Annotated in this window: 14 protein-coding genes; 10 read left to right on the top strand and 4 right to left on the bottom strand. The window is 33.5% G+C overall.

What is annotated here, in order from left to right:
* Positions 1–44: 44 nt before the first annotated feature.
* The 6 genes from nrdD (at position 45) to VLC96_RS16110 (ending at position 4249) form a co-directional block, all read left to right on the top strand.
* Positions 45–212, top strand: a complete 168-nt coding sequence (gene nrdD, locus VLC96_RS16085) for an anaerobic ribonucleoside-triphosphate reductase (RefSeq protein ID WP_325264547.1) — start codon at positions 45–47, stop codon at positions 210–212.
* Positions 166–882 (top strand): anaerobic ribonucleoside-triphosphate reductase activating protein, encoded by a 717-nt coding sequence (locus VLC96_RS16090; protein ID WP_325264549.1) that lies wholly within the window; start codon positions 166–168, stop codon positions 880–882. The genes nrdD and VLC96_RS16090 overlap by 47 nt, the downstream gene beginning before the upstream one ends.
* A gap of 32 nt (positions 883–914) precedes the next feature.
* The gene (locus tag VLC96_RS16095) at positions 915–1364 is read left to right on the top strand and encodes a CopD family protein (protein ID WP_325264550.1); all 450 of its coding nucleotides are present in this window, start codon (positions 915–917) and stop codon (positions 1362–1364) included.
* Between the two features lie 329 nt (positions 1365–1693).
* Positions 1694–2836 (top strand): hypothetical protein, encoded by a 1143-nt coding sequence (locus tag VLC96_RS16100; RefSeq protein ID WP_325264551.1) that lies wholly within the window; start codon positions 1694–1696, stop codon positions 2834–2836.
* 82 nt (positions 2837–2918) lie between these two features.
* The gene (locus tag VLC96_RS16105; protein WP_325264552.1) at positions 2919–3353 is read left to right on the top strand and encodes an RrF2 family transcriptional regulator; all 435 of its coding nucleotides are present in this window, start codon (positions 2919–2921) and stop codon (positions 3351–3353) included.
* 152 nt (positions 3354–3505) lie between these two features.
* The gene (locus VLC96_RS16110) at positions 3506–4249 is read left to right on the top strand and encodes a DUF3667 domain-containing protein (RefSeq protein WP_325264553.1); all 744 of its coding nucleotides are present in this window, start codon (positions 3506–3508) and stop codon (positions 4247–4249) included.
* A gap of 57 nt (positions 4250–4306) precedes the next feature.
* Here the strand turns inward: VLC96_RS16110 and VLC96_RS16115 are convergent, their stop codons facing one another.
* Complete coding sequence (locus VLC96_RS16115) at positions 4307–6121, bottom strand: hypothetical protein (RefSeq protein ID WP_325264555.1); 1815 nt, start codon at positions 6119–6121, stop codon at positions 4307–4309.
* 259 nt (positions 6122–6380) lie between these two features.
* Here VLC96_RS16115 and nadA point away from each other — a divergent pair, with 259 nt between their 5' ends.
* The 4 genes from nadA (at position 6381) to VLC96_RS16135 (ending at position 13134) form a co-directional block, all read left to right on the top strand.
* The gene (gene nadA, locus VLC96_RS16120) at positions 6381–7307 is read left to right on the top strand and encodes a quinolinate synthase NadA (protein WP_325264556.1); all 927 of its coding nucleotides are present in this window, start codon (positions 6381–6383) and stop codon (positions 7305–7307) included.
* A gap of 3 nt (positions 7308–7310) precedes the next feature.
* Complete coding sequence (nadB, locus tag VLC96_RS16125) at positions 7311–8846, top strand: L-aspartate oxidase (RefSeq protein WP_325264558.1); 1536 nt, start codon at positions 7311–7313, stop codon at positions 8844–8846.
* Positions 8847–9087: 241 nt separating this feature from the next.
* On the top strand, positions 9088–10257 hold the full coding sequence (locus tag VLC96_RS16130) for a S1 family peptidase (protein ID WP_325264560.1): 1170 nt from the start codon (positions 9088–9090) through the stop codon (positions 10255–10257).
* 69 nt (positions 10258–10326) lie between these two features.
* Complete coding sequence (locus tag VLC96_RS16135) at positions 10327–13134, top strand: DUF2135 domain-containing protein (RefSeq protein WP_325264562.1); 2808 nt, start codon at positions 10327–10329, stop codon at positions 13132–13134.
* A gap of 196 nt (positions 13135–13330) precedes the next feature.
* Here the strand turns inward: VLC96_RS16135 and VLC96_RS16140 are convergent, their stop codons facing one another.
* The 3 genes from VLC96_RS16140 to VLC96_RS16150 form a co-directional block, all read right to left on the bottom strand.
* Positions 13331–13582 (bottom strand): DUF6755 family protein, encoded by a 252-nt coding sequence (locus tag VLC96_RS16140; RefSeq protein WP_173503714.1) that lies wholly within the window; start codon positions 13580–13582, stop codon positions 13331–13333.
* Between the two features lie 18 nt (positions 13583–13600).
* On the bottom strand, positions 13601–14017 hold the full coding sequence (locus VLC96_RS16145) for a Rieske (2Fe-2S) protein (RefSeq protein WP_325264565.1): 417 nt from the start codon (positions 14015–14017) through the stop codon (positions 13601–13603).
* Between the two features lie 240 nt (positions 14018–14257).
* A complete protein-coding gene (locus VLC96_RS16150) occupies positions 14258–14827 on the bottom strand; it encodes a 4Fe-4S dicluster domain-containing protein (RefSeq protein WP_325264567.1) in 570 nt (189 codons plus the stop codon).
* Positions 14828–14882 lie beyond the last annotated feature (55 nt).

The following is a 14882-nucleotide window of genomic DNA, read 5'->3' on the forward strand; positions in this document are numbered from 1 at the left end:
CAGTAATTCAGCAATTTAGTAACACAGTAACTTAAATAAAAACTATGAAAATAACGGCAGAACAAATTTTAGAAAAAAATCAGGAATCACGAACAAAATGTTTGGTGTATACGAGAGTAATGGGCTATCACAGACCAGTAGAAAGTTTTAATATAGGAAAAAAAGGTGAACACAGACAACGAACTCATTTTACAGAAGCAAGATGTTGCTAAACCAATCTATAACTTAACCCCGTTTACGTTATTAGATTATCCTCATAAATCAGCCTGCATTCTTTGGTTTGCAGGCTGCAATATGAGATGTCTTTATTGTTATAATCCCGAAATTGTTTTTGGCAAAGGAATTATTTCTTATGAAAATGCCATTCAATTTCTCAAAGGCAGAAAACAATTGCTAGATGCAGTAGTGCTTAGTGGTGGCGAATGTTTATTGCACAAAAAAAGCATTGACTTTATTACCGAAATCAAGGAAATGGGTTTCTTAGTCAAAATAGACACCAATGGATCAAAACCAGAAGTGCTTGAAGAATTAATTAAAAAAGGACTTATTGATTATGTAGCGCTTGATTTTAAAGCGATGCCTGACAATTTCGAAAAAATTACACAGTCTAATCTTTTTGTTGCTTTCGAAAAATCATTGCATTTATTGCTGCAAAAAGATATTCAATTTGAAGTTCGCACCACCGTGCATTCAGATTTATTAAAAAAAGAAGACATTCGCGAAATGATTTGTTATTTAGAAAATGTTGGTTATACAGGAAATTACTATATTCAACATTTTAAAAATGATGTTACCACAATTAAGAAACTGGAACATTCATTCAGAGAGCTAGAAAACGAATCCCTTTCGACAGAAAATATAAAAATATGTTTTAGAGGGTAATTTTGAACTAAAATTACAACACATAAAATCGTATGAATCATCATTTTTTGCTAATCATTCATCTTTTGAGCGCTGCCATCTGGGTTGGCGGCCATTTATTGATTTGTTTTGCTTATTTGCCACAAGCGCTAAAAGAGAAAGACCCTAAAATAATTTTGAACTACGAAAGAAAATACGAACCTGTTGGCATGACCGCTTTGGCTTTATTAATAATTACTGGAATTTTAATGGCGTACAAATATGGGGTAACAATTGAATATTGGTTCCAATTTGAAACTCCAATCGAAAAAGTGGTTTCTACAAAACTGTTTTTTTTGCTACTCACAGTTGCATTTGCATTGAGCGCACAATTCAGAGTTTTACCCAAATTAAAAACAGATTCCAGCAAATTACCCGAAATGACTTTTCACATTCTATCAGTAACAATCATCGGAGTTTTAATGCTAATTTTTGGATCATTTATCCGTTTTGGAGGTTTTTAAAAAGCATTGAAAGAAGTTTATACATGGTATAAAAATTATTAATCGCGAGGTGTAATCCAGTATAAATAAAAAAAATGAAACACATAGAAACATAGATTTTATACTTAATCTGTAAAGAATAAATAGAAATAGCACTAGTTTCACATAGATTACTATGTGAGAAGTGAAACGGTTATTTAGCATTTTTAAAAAAACTATAAAATCAATGTTTCTATGTGGTAAAAAAATAATTACACCCAACGCGTAAAATAATCACTTTGTTTTAACTAATCATCATGAAAAAATCCTGGCTCTTAATATGCTTTCTCAATTTTTTTATTGCAGCACTTATGGGCCTTTTTCTTCGTTTGATGTATGTTGTCCCAATTGAAGGTGTGAATTTTCAGTTTTTAATGCACGGACATTCTCATGTTGCCATGCTGGGCTGGGTTTACTTGATGTTATACTGTCTGATTATTCATTTTTTTGTACCAAAAGAAGAACAACAAAAACGCATCTACAATCGATTATTTTGGATTACCGAAGTAGCTGTGATCGGAATGATGATAGATTTTCCTGCCCAAGGTTATGCATTTGTTTCTATCTTATTTTCGACTTTGCATATTTTTTGCAGTTATTATTTTGTTCGTTTAATTTTGAGAGATGCCAAACCTAGCACTTTCCCTGAAAAAAGAATGTTGCGAACCTCATTGTTTTTTATGGTTTTCTCCACTCTTGGCGTTTGGTGTTTGGGTCCAGCTGTTGGATTATTGGGTAAGGCAAGTGCTTTCTACCAAATTGCGATTCAGTTTTTCCTTCATTTTCAGTTTAATGGTTGGTTTTTGTTTGCTGTTCTGGCGTTATTTTTTAACCAAATCAAAATAAATATAGATGAGAAAAGTTTTCGCCTATGTTATATTTTATTTGTGATCGCGACAGTCCTGACATTGGCCTTGCCTGTGAGTTGGTACCTTTCTAATCCTATTTTTTATTGGATAAATGTTGTTGGTGTATTATTACAATTAATTGCGATGCTACTTTTTATTCGAATTATTAAACCACAACTTAAAGCTTTTTTTACAGAATTATCTTTTTTAGAAAAAACGGTCTATCGATTTGCGCTATTTTCATTATTACTAAAAATCAGTATTCAGTTAGTAGTTTTGGTACCCGACTTGGCTCACGTATCACACGAAATCAGGAATTTTGTAGTTGGATACATTCATCTGACAATGTTGGGAATTATTACCGGCTTTCTGTTTGGATTTGTGTTGCAAAATAATTTCGTAAATAAAAGCGCAGTTTCGAAGTTCGGAATCAATATTTTTCTGTTGGGATTTGTTGCAACCGAAGTGCTTTTATTCCTTCAGGGCATTTGGTTGTATCTCAATAAAGGCACGTTTCCGAATTATTATTTGAATTTATTTTTAGCTAGTACTGTCTTACCTGTCGGCTTGATATTTGTATTAGCCAGCTTATTCAAAAAAACATAAAAAAACATCATTTTTTCAACCAAAACTACAGTGTTTTATAGTCAGAATAAAACTATTTTCTTAAATTTGTAAAAAACAAAATATGTTCTCAAAAACCTGCGAATACGGAATCCGAGCTACCATTTTTATAGCTTCACAATCTCATCAAAACAAAAGAACTGGACTAAAAGATATTGCAAAAAAAATTGATTCTCCAGAGGCTTTTACTGCTAAAATACTTCAAATTTTATCCAAAGATAATCTCATTCATTCTGTAAAAGGAGTTGGAGGCGGATTTGAAATTCCGCGAGAAACGATGAAAGATATAAAGTTGGCGCAAATAGTAAGAGCTCTAGAGGGCGATCGCGTCTTTACAGGATGCGGTTTAGGACTTAGCCAATGTTCTGATGCACACCCATGCCCGATGCATGAAAAATTCAAATCCATACGAAATGAATTGGCCCACATGCTTGAAAATACCAATTTGGAAGAATTAGCATTGGGAATTAAGAGCGGAGATACTTTTTTAAAATATTAATAAAAAACAATATTTTATTTGTTCGATATTTTACTTAATAAAACTAAAACGCGAAGGTTTGTTCCGTGATTAAATAAAATTTCTATTTTAACTTTTTAAATAAAACATTATATTTACCTGATAATGTATTATTTAGCCTTAAAAGTCTAAAGATGGAAATTATTTGTAAAAACTGCCTTCAAATCTACAAAGGTCATTATTGTAGTAATTGTGGACAACCCGCGGATACACACAAACTCAATTTTCATTATTTATTGCATGACATCCAACACGGATTTCTACATTTTGACAAAGGCGTAATCTATACGGCCAAGGAACTATTTACCAGACCTGGACATACAATCAGGGAATTTATTGAAGGGAAACGCGTAAGGCATTTCAAACCTATTTCTTTGGTAATTATTTTGGCAACAGCTTATGCAGCAAGTGCACATTTATTAAAAATAGATATGCCAATCAAAATTGAAGGGAATGGTGATCCAAATCAACATATCAATCCTAAAACAATAAGTGATTGGATAAATGCTCATTTTTCTTTGATAACCTTAGCCTTTATCCCTTTACATACTATAGGCACAGTAATTTGTTTTAGAAAGCAAGGGTATAATTTCATAGAATATTTTATCCTTAATACCTACAAAGCGGCTCAAAAATTATATGTATCAATTCTACTGCTCCCTTTGTTTTATTACTACAACGGAACTCCAACATTCAATAAATTATTTAATATTATTTTCTTTATTGATTTGATCTTATACATCTGGACCAATGAACAATTCTTTAATAAGCTATCAAAAATAAAAGTATTCTTTTTGACTATATTAACCTTTATCATCTTCGCGATACTTGCTATGACTACTGCGAGTGCTTTGGTAACTATTTTTGAAGTTTTTTAAATAATAAAATTGATAAGGCAAAAAAAAGACCTGATTTTCATCAAGTCTTTTTCTAATTTAAACTACTGCTAATTCCGGAATAAAAAGCTGTTGCAACTCATTCTTATACGAATGCAATTGTTTTTCAATAGTTTGTTTACTTTTCTCAAACCAATTACTAGAAGCTAATAATGATTGATAATATTCGATTCCCTCATTCAAATTGCTCTTGAAAGCGTTTAATTTTTTGATTTGAGGTCCTGTAATTTGCTCTGAAAATTCATTGATTTCATTTTTCAAATAATCAACATACATTTTCAATTCATTGATGATTACATTTGGGCGTTCGGTGTTTCCAAGCACAGAAGCATTTCCATAAATATGTTTTACCATATCCGCAAGAGAAACTTCTTTGTCGAAATAAGCCAAATTAGGTCCTGGACAAACAATAACTCCTTGAGATTGTCCTTTTATTTTAATATCATTCTCAAGATAAGCAGTATTAGCTAACCCAACACATAAACATGATTTCTCGGTAATGCTATTTTTCTTTTTATTGTAAGCCAATTGAGACAGAGAATCTTTTTCAGCTTCCAATTCTTCTAATTTTAAATCTTGGTAACTTTTAGAAGCTGGACACATTCCTTTTGGACCGTATTCTTTACTTAAAGCCAAGAATTTTTTCGGACAAGAACTTCCTGCTTTATTTGCGTCAATACGTTTCTGTCTAAAATAGTCATTAGTAGTTCCTTTTACAGCATTAAAACGAATTCCTAAAGGCGAAATACCACTCAAATAAAAATCATCTTCTTTTGATTTTTCCAATAATGCTCTAGTTTCAGAATCAACTGAAGTCGCTTCTGGAACCAATAAAAACGGTGATCCCCAACCTACAGAATCAACTTGATATTTTTCTAACAAAAACTCATGTTCTTCGGCAGTACCAACACCACCTTGAACAGTAATTTTCAATTCTAACGGCATTGCCGGAATAGGCATTCCTTTTGTTTCCAAAGCTTTTGCCATCAACCCATGGGCTGATTGTATTAATTCTTCTTTCTTTTGTTTAAATTCTTCCAAAATTGGACCTAACAAATAACCATCAGTAGCAAAAGCGTGACCACCACAGTTTAAACCAGATTCTATACGATATTCAGAAACCCAAAGTCCTTTTTTAGCGAGGAAATTTCCTTGTATCATCGCTGATCTGAAGTCACTTACTTTTAGGATAATTTTCTTTTGCAATTTGCCATTAGCATCTGGATAAAAGACTGGAAAGTTCTCAAAATAAGCGTACAATCTAGGATTCATTCCCGCAGAAAGAACCACTGATGAAGACAAATTGCTATTAGCAAAACCACGAAGTGAAGCATGCGCATCATTGAATTCTACTGGCAGTTGCTCGTTTTTGATAAAATTATCTTTATCGACTTTGGTCATTATATTCACATCAATTTCACCTGGAGAAAGATTCTCTTCCAGATAATTTTTGATAGAATCTTTCACAGCAATTCCTTCATCAATAAGGTTTTGAAGTCCTTTTTTAATTTCAGATCTATTAGGCAACATCGCAATATAATTCTCTAAAGCTTGTTTGCTTTCTGCTAATTCAACTTTAAATTTTTCGAATTTATCTTTTACGATAGTATCCATCAAATTCAAATAAGAAGTAACTCGTTGTGCTCTGTAATCATGAATCTTTTCTGTGATTTCCTGATACGGAATTTTAAATTTTTCGCTATAGAAAGCGTTCATTTTTTCGATTAAATCGTCATCGATAATAGAAACAACGGACGAAATTCCGTATTGTGCCACTCGTATCGGACTATCGATTGTATAAGCCAATCCCATTACTGGAATATGAAAAGTGTGTAGGGGTTTTTTAGTTGTCATATATCTAAAAATTCGGTAATTAAATTCTGCACAAAGGTCATTATACTAATTCGCTTAAAAGCTGATAATTATCATGTTATCAAGAAACATATTCCATTAAGTTTGCAGGTTGCCAAAGTCAGAATAAGATTTTTTTTAACAAAAACGTCTTTTTTGAGTTTAATTAGATAGCTTCAGTACAGATGTAGCTTCAAAGTTTTACCTTATATTTGCATAGAATTAATCTCAATTAAAAAAACACCATTAAAGTTTTTAAAAAATGAAAAGTCTTAAAGAGCGTATATTGGAATTGAAAAAAGAAAAAAATGCGGTTATACTCGCGCATTATTATCAAGAATCCGATATTCAAGATGTGGCTGATTATGTGGGAGACAGCTTGGGATTATCTCAAGAAGCAATGAAAGTTGATGCCGATATTATCCTTTTTGCAGGAGTTCACTTTATGGCCGAAACTGCCAAAATATTAAACCCAACCAAGAAAGTTATTTTACCAGATTTAAAAGCAGGTTGCTCACTGGCTGAATCTTGTCCTGCCGACTCATTCAAAGAATTTACAGAAGCTCATCCTGATCATATTGTAATTACTTATGTTAACTGTTCTGCCGAAGTAAAGGCGTTGACAGACATTGTGGTAACATCATCAAATGCAGTTAAAATTGTAGAATCTATTCCAAAAGACAAACCAATTATTTTTGCTCCAGATAAAAATTTAGGTAAATATGTAATGGAACAAACGGGCAGAAAAATGTTGCTTTGGGATGGATCATGCGTGGTTCACGAAGCATTTTCGCTAGATAAACTGATTGCTTTGTACAAACAAAATCCAGACGCTGAAATCATTGCACATCCAGAATCTGAAACGCATATTCTAAAAACAGCTAATTATATTGGGTCTACTGCAGGAATGATTAATTATGTAAAAACCAATCCAAGCAATAAATTTATTGTCGCTACAGAAGCTGGTATTTTGCATAAAATGAGACAGGAAGTACCAAATAAAATTCTGATTCCAGCTCCTTCAAACGAGGATAATACTTGCGCTTGCAGTGAATGTGGTTACATGAAAATGAACACATTGCAAAAAGTATATGATTGCTTACTAAATGAAACCCCCGAAGTTAATGTCCCAGATGACATTAGAGAAAAAGCATTAATCCCTATCGAACGTATGCTCGAATTATCATAATAAATGAGTACAACCAATTATTTAATTATAGGTTCTGGAGTTGCAGGTTTGACATTTGCACTCAAAATGGCCAATCGTTTTCCTGAGAGAAATATCACTATTATAACCAAAGCTAACGCTGACGAGTCAAATACAAAGTACGCCCAGGGCGGAATTGCAATTGTTACTGATAAAACTGAAGATTCGTATCAAAAACATATTGAAGATACTCTGATTTGTGGAGACGGATTGTGTGACGAAGCTGTAGTTAAAATGGTTGTCACCGAAGGCCCAAAACGATTAAAAGAATTAATTGAATGGGGAGCTCAATTCGACACGAATGCCAAAGGAACTTTTGACTTGGGCAAAGAAGGCGGGCACTCAGAAAACAGAGTCGTGCATCACAAAGACCAGACCGGGCATGAAATCCAACGCGCTATTTTGGCACAAGTAATGCAAAAAGAAAACATTACTGTACTGGATCATCATTTTGCTTTAGAATTAATTACTCAAGATAATCGTTGCGTAGGTGCTTATGCACTTGACGAAAAAACTAACGAAATCCTTACTTATCAATCTGATTTCACATTATTGGCAACTGGTGGTATTGGACATCTTTATGGACACACCACAAATCCTATCATTGCAACGGGCGACGGAATTGCAATGGCATACCGCGCAAATGCTGTGATTAAGGATATGGAATTTATACAATTTCACCCAACTGCATTAAACGACAATAGTAGCGATTCCAAATTTTTAATATCAGAAGCCGTTCGTGGTTTTGGTGCTCGTTTGAGAACCAAAAAAGGCGATTTCTTCATGCAGAACTATGATTCAAGAGGAGATCTGGCATCCAGAGATATTGTTTCTCAAAGCATTGATTTGGAACTTAAAAAATCGGGCGATGAGTGTGTTTATTTAGATTGTACGCATTTGGATATGATTGCTTTTAAAAATCATTTCCCAATGATTTACAAACATTGCAAAGACTTGGGCATTGATCTTGAGAAAGATTGGATTCCTGTAGTTCCTGCCCAACATTATTTATGCGGTGGAATTGTCGTTGATCGCAATGGAAAAACATCTGTAGAAAATTTATTTGCTTGTGGTGAATGTTCCCGAACAGGTTTACATGGAGCTAATAGATTAGCATCGAATTCTCTTTTGGAAGCTTTGGTTTATTCGGATAAAATATATCATTATTTGGCCGACAATCCATTCGTAGCTTCAGAAAAAACTAGCACTGTCCCAAATTGGCCTATTCAATCAAAAACCAAAACCTCAACTGAATATATTGCTACAACCAAAGCAAAACTGCAATTATTGATGCGTCAAAATGCAGGAATTGTGAGATTTGATTCGGATTTATCAAAAGCCAAAGAAACGTTGAAAAACATGCAAATTGAAATTAACGAAATCATTCAAAACCACTTAGTTTCAACTGAATTGTACGAATTAAACAACATGATTGACATTGGATATCTTATCGTTCAGCAATCAATCGAGCGAAATGGAAATGCAGGTGGATTTGTAAAATATGCCTCAAAGGACATTTAATAAAACCTAAGATATAAAAAAACAGTCTTCAAAAAATATTTTGGAGACTGTTTTTTTTTTTGCATAAAACTCACTCATACCTTTTTAAAATCAAGCACTCGAATAAGCTAAGTTTTTTAAAGATACATGAAATATTTATCTATTTTGATGTATTATATTTGTTAAAATAATTATAATTTATACATAAATTACTACATTTGAAAAATTAAAATAGATCCATAATACAAAACAATAAAACATAATGAAAATTAGAAAAATTGAACCAAACGGAGATTTAACACCTATTGGCAATAAAAAAAGTCGTTTCAAAAGAGCATTTATTATTTTAGGAAGTATAGTTTTTATATCACTATTTTCTTTAACTGGTTATGTATATTATAAAAAAGAAAGAAAAAATATTTGCTTAGGTTCAGACACCAAAATATATAATACATATAAGGATGCAGTTGTACTAATCAAACACAGATATGGATATTTTGCAAAAATCAAAGGAATAGAAATCCAGATTAATGAAGATGAAGATGCAAAAGAAGAAACAATTTACGGAACAGGTTTTTTTGTTAATAGAAAAGGAAATATAGTTACCAATAACCACGTTTTGCAACCATGGAATTCGTCAAATGAGGAAAGCGAAAAAGTGAATAGCAATATACGAAATCTGAGAATGAAGATTGCTTCAATTCTTACCACAGATGTTTCTGAAGACGACTATGAAAATTTCATCAGTCGCAATTGGAAAACAGCGTCTGTATATGATGGAGATGAAGGTGATGATGAAGGTGACGATGAAGGAGATTATGAAGATAATGGTGAAGCAAATCAAGAGTCAACAGGTGAGGATTTTGTCAGCTCTAATGACGCAGAAACAGATACAATAAAAGAAACTACCGATATTGCCGCAGCTATTCCAGTTAAAGAATATGTCTCTAAAGATGATATTGAAGTATATGTAAAAACCATTGAAATTGAGGTTGCACTCCATGACTCAGAGGGAAATTGGCTAAGTTGTGAAATCAATAAAATTTCAGAAGACTCCAATATTGATTTAGACCTTTTACAGTTGACAAATCATGAAACACCACAAAGTGTAGAAAACATTGTCGATCTTGACAATGCAGTTGAAGATGATCAATCTTTAATGCCTGGACAAAAAGCAATAATGATTGGTTATCCGTTAGGAATGGATTTGGCTCAAACAAATTCAGGAATTAAAGTCCAACTTTACAACGGTCAAATCAGTAAAGAATCGGATGGTAATAAAATCCAATATAGCATCACTTCTACGCATGGTGCCAGTGGCGCTCCGGTATTTAATGAGTGTGGCTATCTGATTGCAGTCAATTTCAGTGGAATCGATCAGGTTCAAGGAATCAATTTTGGAATTGTTGCTAAACATATTAATGACCTATAATTGAATCATTAGGCAAAAAACTAATTGATTTTTTCTCATTTCTAATCAAATAAAAAACATCATTTTCACATGAATAAAATTTACAATTTATGCGCACTACTCTTTTTTAGTGTCGCTTTTTCACAGATTCCAACACTAGACATTCAAAATCTAAAAACGCATCCAGTAATACTTCAAGAAGCAAAAATTGACACTAAGATTTTCGGAAATCTTGCTACTACAACAGCAACTTATACGTTTTACAATCCTAGTGAACGACTTTTAGAAGGAAAACTAACTATTCCTTTGCCTGAAGGTGTGAGCGTAAGCGGCTATGCACTGGACATTAACGGAAAGATGAGAGATGCGGTTCCTGTCCCAAAAGAACGTGCCAAAGAAATCTTCGAAAGTGTCGAAAAAAGAAATGTAGATCCAGGTATTATTGAAAAAGTAGAGGGAAATAATTTCCGAACAAGAATCTATCCAATTCCTGTGAGAGGTAGTAGAACAATTAAGATTACTTATCATCAGGAACTTAAAAATGCTGCAACTGATTATCAGTATTTTTTAAATTTTGCTAATTCAACAGCAAGTATCCCGAAATTTAGTTTGAAAGTATTGATTTCTGAAAATGCTGTAACACCAAAAATTATAGAAAATCCAGATGGCAGTTTTACTTTTCAAAAACAGGGAAATCAATGGGTAGCCGAAATTAACAAAGAAAATTTCAGACCAAACGAAAGTCTAAAAATAGCAATTCCAAAAATAAATCAGTCTTCTAATGTTCTTTTGCAAAAGGCCTCTGACGACAAATCGTATTTTGCGGCAAGCGTATCTATGGATTTCCCCGTGAAAGAAAAACCGAAATCTCAGAAAATTGCCATCATTTGGGATAATTCGTTTAGTGGGTCAAAGCGAAATCATGATAAGGAAATTGACTTTCTTAATGCCTATTTTTCAGAAAACAAAAATAGCTCGGTAACTTTTGTTCTTTTGAATAATGTTTTAGAAAAAGCTGAAGATTTTACTGTTTCAGCAGGAGATTGGAGTAAGCTGAAAAACAGAATTATTACTCTCCAATATGATGGTGGAACTGACTTTGGCGCATTAAAAGAAATTTCAGGAGTTGAGGAATATCTTTTATTTTCTGATGGGATTTCAAACTTTGGCGATTTAACCATAAAATTCAAAAAACCGCTAAATAGTATTGTAAGTACACCAACTTCAGATTTTAATCTGCTTAAACTTTTGGCGTTTCAATCAGGAGGGAATTTTATCAATCTTAATGAATTAGATACTCAGTCAGCCCTAAAAACATTCAACAGACAAGCAGTTAAATTTTTGGGTTTTAAAGAAAATGCAAATATACAAGAGCTGTTTCCAAATGTTGGAAGTGTCGTAAATGAACCTGTTAATATATTTGGAATTTCTACTCCAAATTTGGGCAAACTTACTGCAGTCTTTTCAGTAGGAAATAAAAATTATGAAGTACCTGTTGATTTTAGCACAGCTGTGGAGACAGATAATTGGCCAATTTCACAATTTTGGGCACAAAGAAAAATCAATGACCTTGAACTTAATCCAACTCAAAATCGCGACGAAATCAAAAATCTAAGTGAACAATTTGGAGTAGTAAGTAAAAATACCAGCCTTATCGTATTAGAAGATATTTATGATTATGTGCGTTACAAAATAGCTCCGCCTCAGGAATTATTATCAGAATACAACAAAATCGTTTCTCAAAATAAAAGACAAATTTTTGAACAAAGAAAAAACCTTCTATCAAAAGCTTTTGATGTAACACGCGAACTAAAAACCTGGTGGGAAGCTGAATATAAACCTAAAGAGAAAAAGTTATATCCAACAGTTTCTAAGCAAGCATTAAGTGAAGCGGTAAGCACCAATAGTGAATACAAGTCAATGGCTGAAAACGAATCAGATCAAAACTTTTCTACAGCTAAACCAAGAGGAAAAATAACTTTGATAGATGTAGAAAGCAACGAAGAATACATGAAAGATTTTCAGGCTTTACAAACACCTGAATTGATTTACCAAAAATATTTGGAAAATCGTTCAAAATATGAAAAGCAGGTTTCTTACTATTTTGATATCTCAAAATTGTTATTCAAAAAGGGAGAAAAAGTACTTTCTTTAAAAGTTTTAAGCACATTGGCCGAACTTGATTTGGAAAATGAAGAATTGTACAAGACAATACATTATCTGCTAAAACAAAGAGGAAATTATGAAAAAGAATTGTGGATAACCCAAAAAATTCTAGAATGGAGACCTTTTGATGCTCAAAGCCACAGAGATTATGCACTGGCATTGTTAGATAATAAAAAGCCTCAGGAAGCTCTTAATATCTATAAATCGATGCTATATCAGGAGTATACCGATGAAATTTCGATGAGAGATAATGGTATTGAAGAGATTTTGATTATCGAAATCAACAATATTCTGATTCAAAACAAAAATGTTGATGCAAGCAAAATTGACGACCGATTAAAAGTAAGTCTCCCAGTAGATATTCGAATAGTAATCAACTGGAATAAAGACAATACCGATATTGATCTTTGGGTTACAGATCCTAGAGGCGAAGATTGCTCCTACTCCAATAAATCGACAGAAATTGGTGGTAGATTAAGCAATGACTTTACTCGCGGTTTTGGGCCAGAACAATTTTTATTAAAAAATGCTATTAAAGGAAAATATAAGATTAAAACTAATTTCTTTGGCGAAAGACAAAATATGCTTTCCGGACCTTCAACTGTAATGGCAGAAGTGTATTTACACTATAATGATGGAAGACAAGAACGTAAAATTGCTGTTTTCCAAAGTCAGAAACAAAACAAGCGCGAAAGCGACAGCAAAATTCTTATTGGGGAATTTGAGTTTTAGAAATAAGCATATAAATACCGAAGATTACGCTTCGGTATTTTTTTTACTTTTCCAATATTTTACTCTAATTCAACACCTTGTATGAAATAGAAGTAAGTTATCGAAGTAAAACGGATAATCCGAAATAATTAATCTTTCGACATAAAAAATCCCGGCCGTTAAACCAGGATTGTAATAAATAAGGGCTTTCCAGCCTCTATTTTTGTTGCGGTTTATTCCCGGAAGGCAGATAATACAACCAACTAAAGCCTATTAAAAACAAAATTAATGAGGCAATAAATGCGGGTATTAAAATTTCCTTATTATTTTCTAAAGCATTGTTCAACGAGGCGTACAGCAACCAAATCTGTATGGTGACATTCAAAATTAATATGAATATCAAAGTCGAAAGAATGTTATTGAGCTTGTTGGGATTCGCTTGATTTTGACTGGTTCTAAAGGTACTCATAGCTTTCTGTTTTAGTTTTTACACGGCATGTTCTTCATGCTGTGACGCTTTGACATAGATGTCATTTTCTTTGAAAAAAACTTCTAAACTTGGTAATGCTCTTGGAGGAGGGCCTGCCAGAACATCTCCTGTTTTGGCATCAAAAGAGCCTTCGTGACATGGGCAATGGATGATTCCAGTGCCGGGTTTGTAAAACACGGAACACGAAAGATGAGTACATTTTTGCTCGTAAGCTTTGAAATCCCCATTTTCGAGGTGAATCAAAATATAGGGAATTGTACTTCCCTCAATCACAAAAGCGCGGGTTCCACCCAATGGAACCTCATCTTTCTTGCATACAAAATGTTCTCCTTCGACTTCTTCTTTCGGAAGCAGATAGGCTTTGGCTGCTACAAGTCCGCTGCCAACCATCAGTCCGCCTGAAACCAGGGTCAAGAATTTGGCAAAATCACGACGGCTTACATTAGTCGCCTGTTGTTTGAGGATTGGAAAGTCTTTCTTCCAATTTTTATTTAAATTATCTTCTTTTGACATTTTTTTATCTTGTAAAAAGTTTTGTTTCAAGTTTAATGTTTAAGGTTTCAAGTTTTTCAGAAGTTATCTGCAAACTAAAAATCTAAGCATTTCGATTTTCTATATTCTACTCTCTATTCTCTAAAATCTTAATACTTATACTTAGTATATAATTAGCTCTGTACTTCCCTTCGGCATCATGATATTCACCTTGGTGTTGACAATTTCTTTACCAAAAATGAAAGTATTAATTGGCGTACTGTTCGGACGCATCTCCTCGATTTCGGCTCTTGTTCCATAAAACAAAGCACCACTTGGACAAACCGTAGCGCACATTGGTTTTTTGCCAATGCTGGTTCGGTCGTAACACATCGTACATTTCATCATCAAGTCGTAGGACTCTTCCTTTTTCGGCACGCCAAACGGACAAGCCAAAACACAATTGGAGCAACCAATGCATCTTTCGGTATTGGCAGTGTGCACAATTCCGTGTTCATCTTTCGATATCGCATCGGCGGGGCACACATTGGCACAAACCGGGTCGTCACAATGCATACACACCTGAACGGTGGTTTGCACCGTCGAAGCCCGATCCACATAATTGACGCTGATTAAGGATTCCTGACCGTTAGTCTCACATTCGGCGCAGGCCATTTCACAGGCTTTACAGCCAATGCAGCGTTGCATATCTATAAAAAATTCTTCGTGTATATTAAAATTAGTATAATTCATCCTTTGTTTTTACAGATTAAACACTGGCATAAGCGGTAGATTCTTTTGCAGGAGG

Source organism: Flavobacterium sp. (genome assembly GCF_035456085.1).
In the GTDB taxonomy this organism is placed as follows: Bacteria; Bacteroidota; Bacteroidia; order Flavobacteriales; family Flavobacteriaceae; genus Flavobacterium.

What these genes read in the sequence shown, in the direction of transcription:
- nrdD (WP_325264547.1), top strand. Translation starts at nt 45, where the DNA reads ATGAAAATAACGGCAGAACAAATTTTAGAAAAAAATCAGGAATCACGA.
- VLC96_RS16095 (WP_325264550.1), top strand. Translation starts at nt 915, where the DNA reads ATGAATCATCATTTTTTGCTAATCATTCATCTTTTGAGCGCTGCCATC.
- VLC96_RS16100 (WP_325264551.1), top strand. Translation starts at nt 1,694, where the DNA reads ATGGGCCTTTTTCTTCGTTTGATGTATGTTGTCCCAATTGAAGGTGTG.
- VLC96_RS16105 (WP_325264552.1), top strand. Translation starts at nt 2,919, where the DNA reads ATGTTCTCAAAAACCTGCGAATACGGAATCCGAGCTACCATTTTTATA.
- VLC96_RS16110 (WP_325264553.1), top strand. Translation starts at nt 3,506, where the DNA reads ATGGAAATTATTTGTAAAAACTGCCTTCAAATCTACAAAGGTCATTAT.
- VLC96_RS16115 (WP_325264555.1), bottom strand. Translation starts at nt 6,121, where the DNA reads ATGACAACTAAAAAACCCCTACACACTTTTCATATTCCAGTAATGGGA.
- nadA (WP_325264556.1), top strand. Translation starts at nt 6,381, where the DNA reads ATGAAAAGTCTTAAAGAGCGTATATTGGAATTGAAAAAAGAAAAAAAT.
- nadB (WP_325264558.1), top strand. Translation starts at nt 7,311, where the DNA reads ATGAGTACAACCAATTATTTAATTATAGGTTCTGGAGTTGCAGGTTTG.
- VLC96_RS16130 (WP_325264560.1), top strand. Translation starts at nt 9,088, where the DNA reads ATGAAAATTAGAAAAATTGAACCAAACGGAGATTTAACACCTATTGGC.
- VLC96_RS16135 (WP_325264562.1), top strand. Translation starts at nt 10,327, where the DNA reads ATGAATAAAATTTACAATTTATGCGCACTACTCTTTTTTAGTGTCGCT.
- VLC96_RS16140 (WP_173503714.1), bottom strand. Translation starts at nt 13,582, where the DNA reads ATGAGTACCTTTAGAACCAGTCAAAATCAAGCGAATCCCAACAAGCTC.
- VLC96_RS16150 (WP_325264567.1), bottom strand. Translation starts at nt 14,827, where the DNA reads ATGAATTATACTAATTTTAATATACACGAAGAATTTTTTATAGATATG.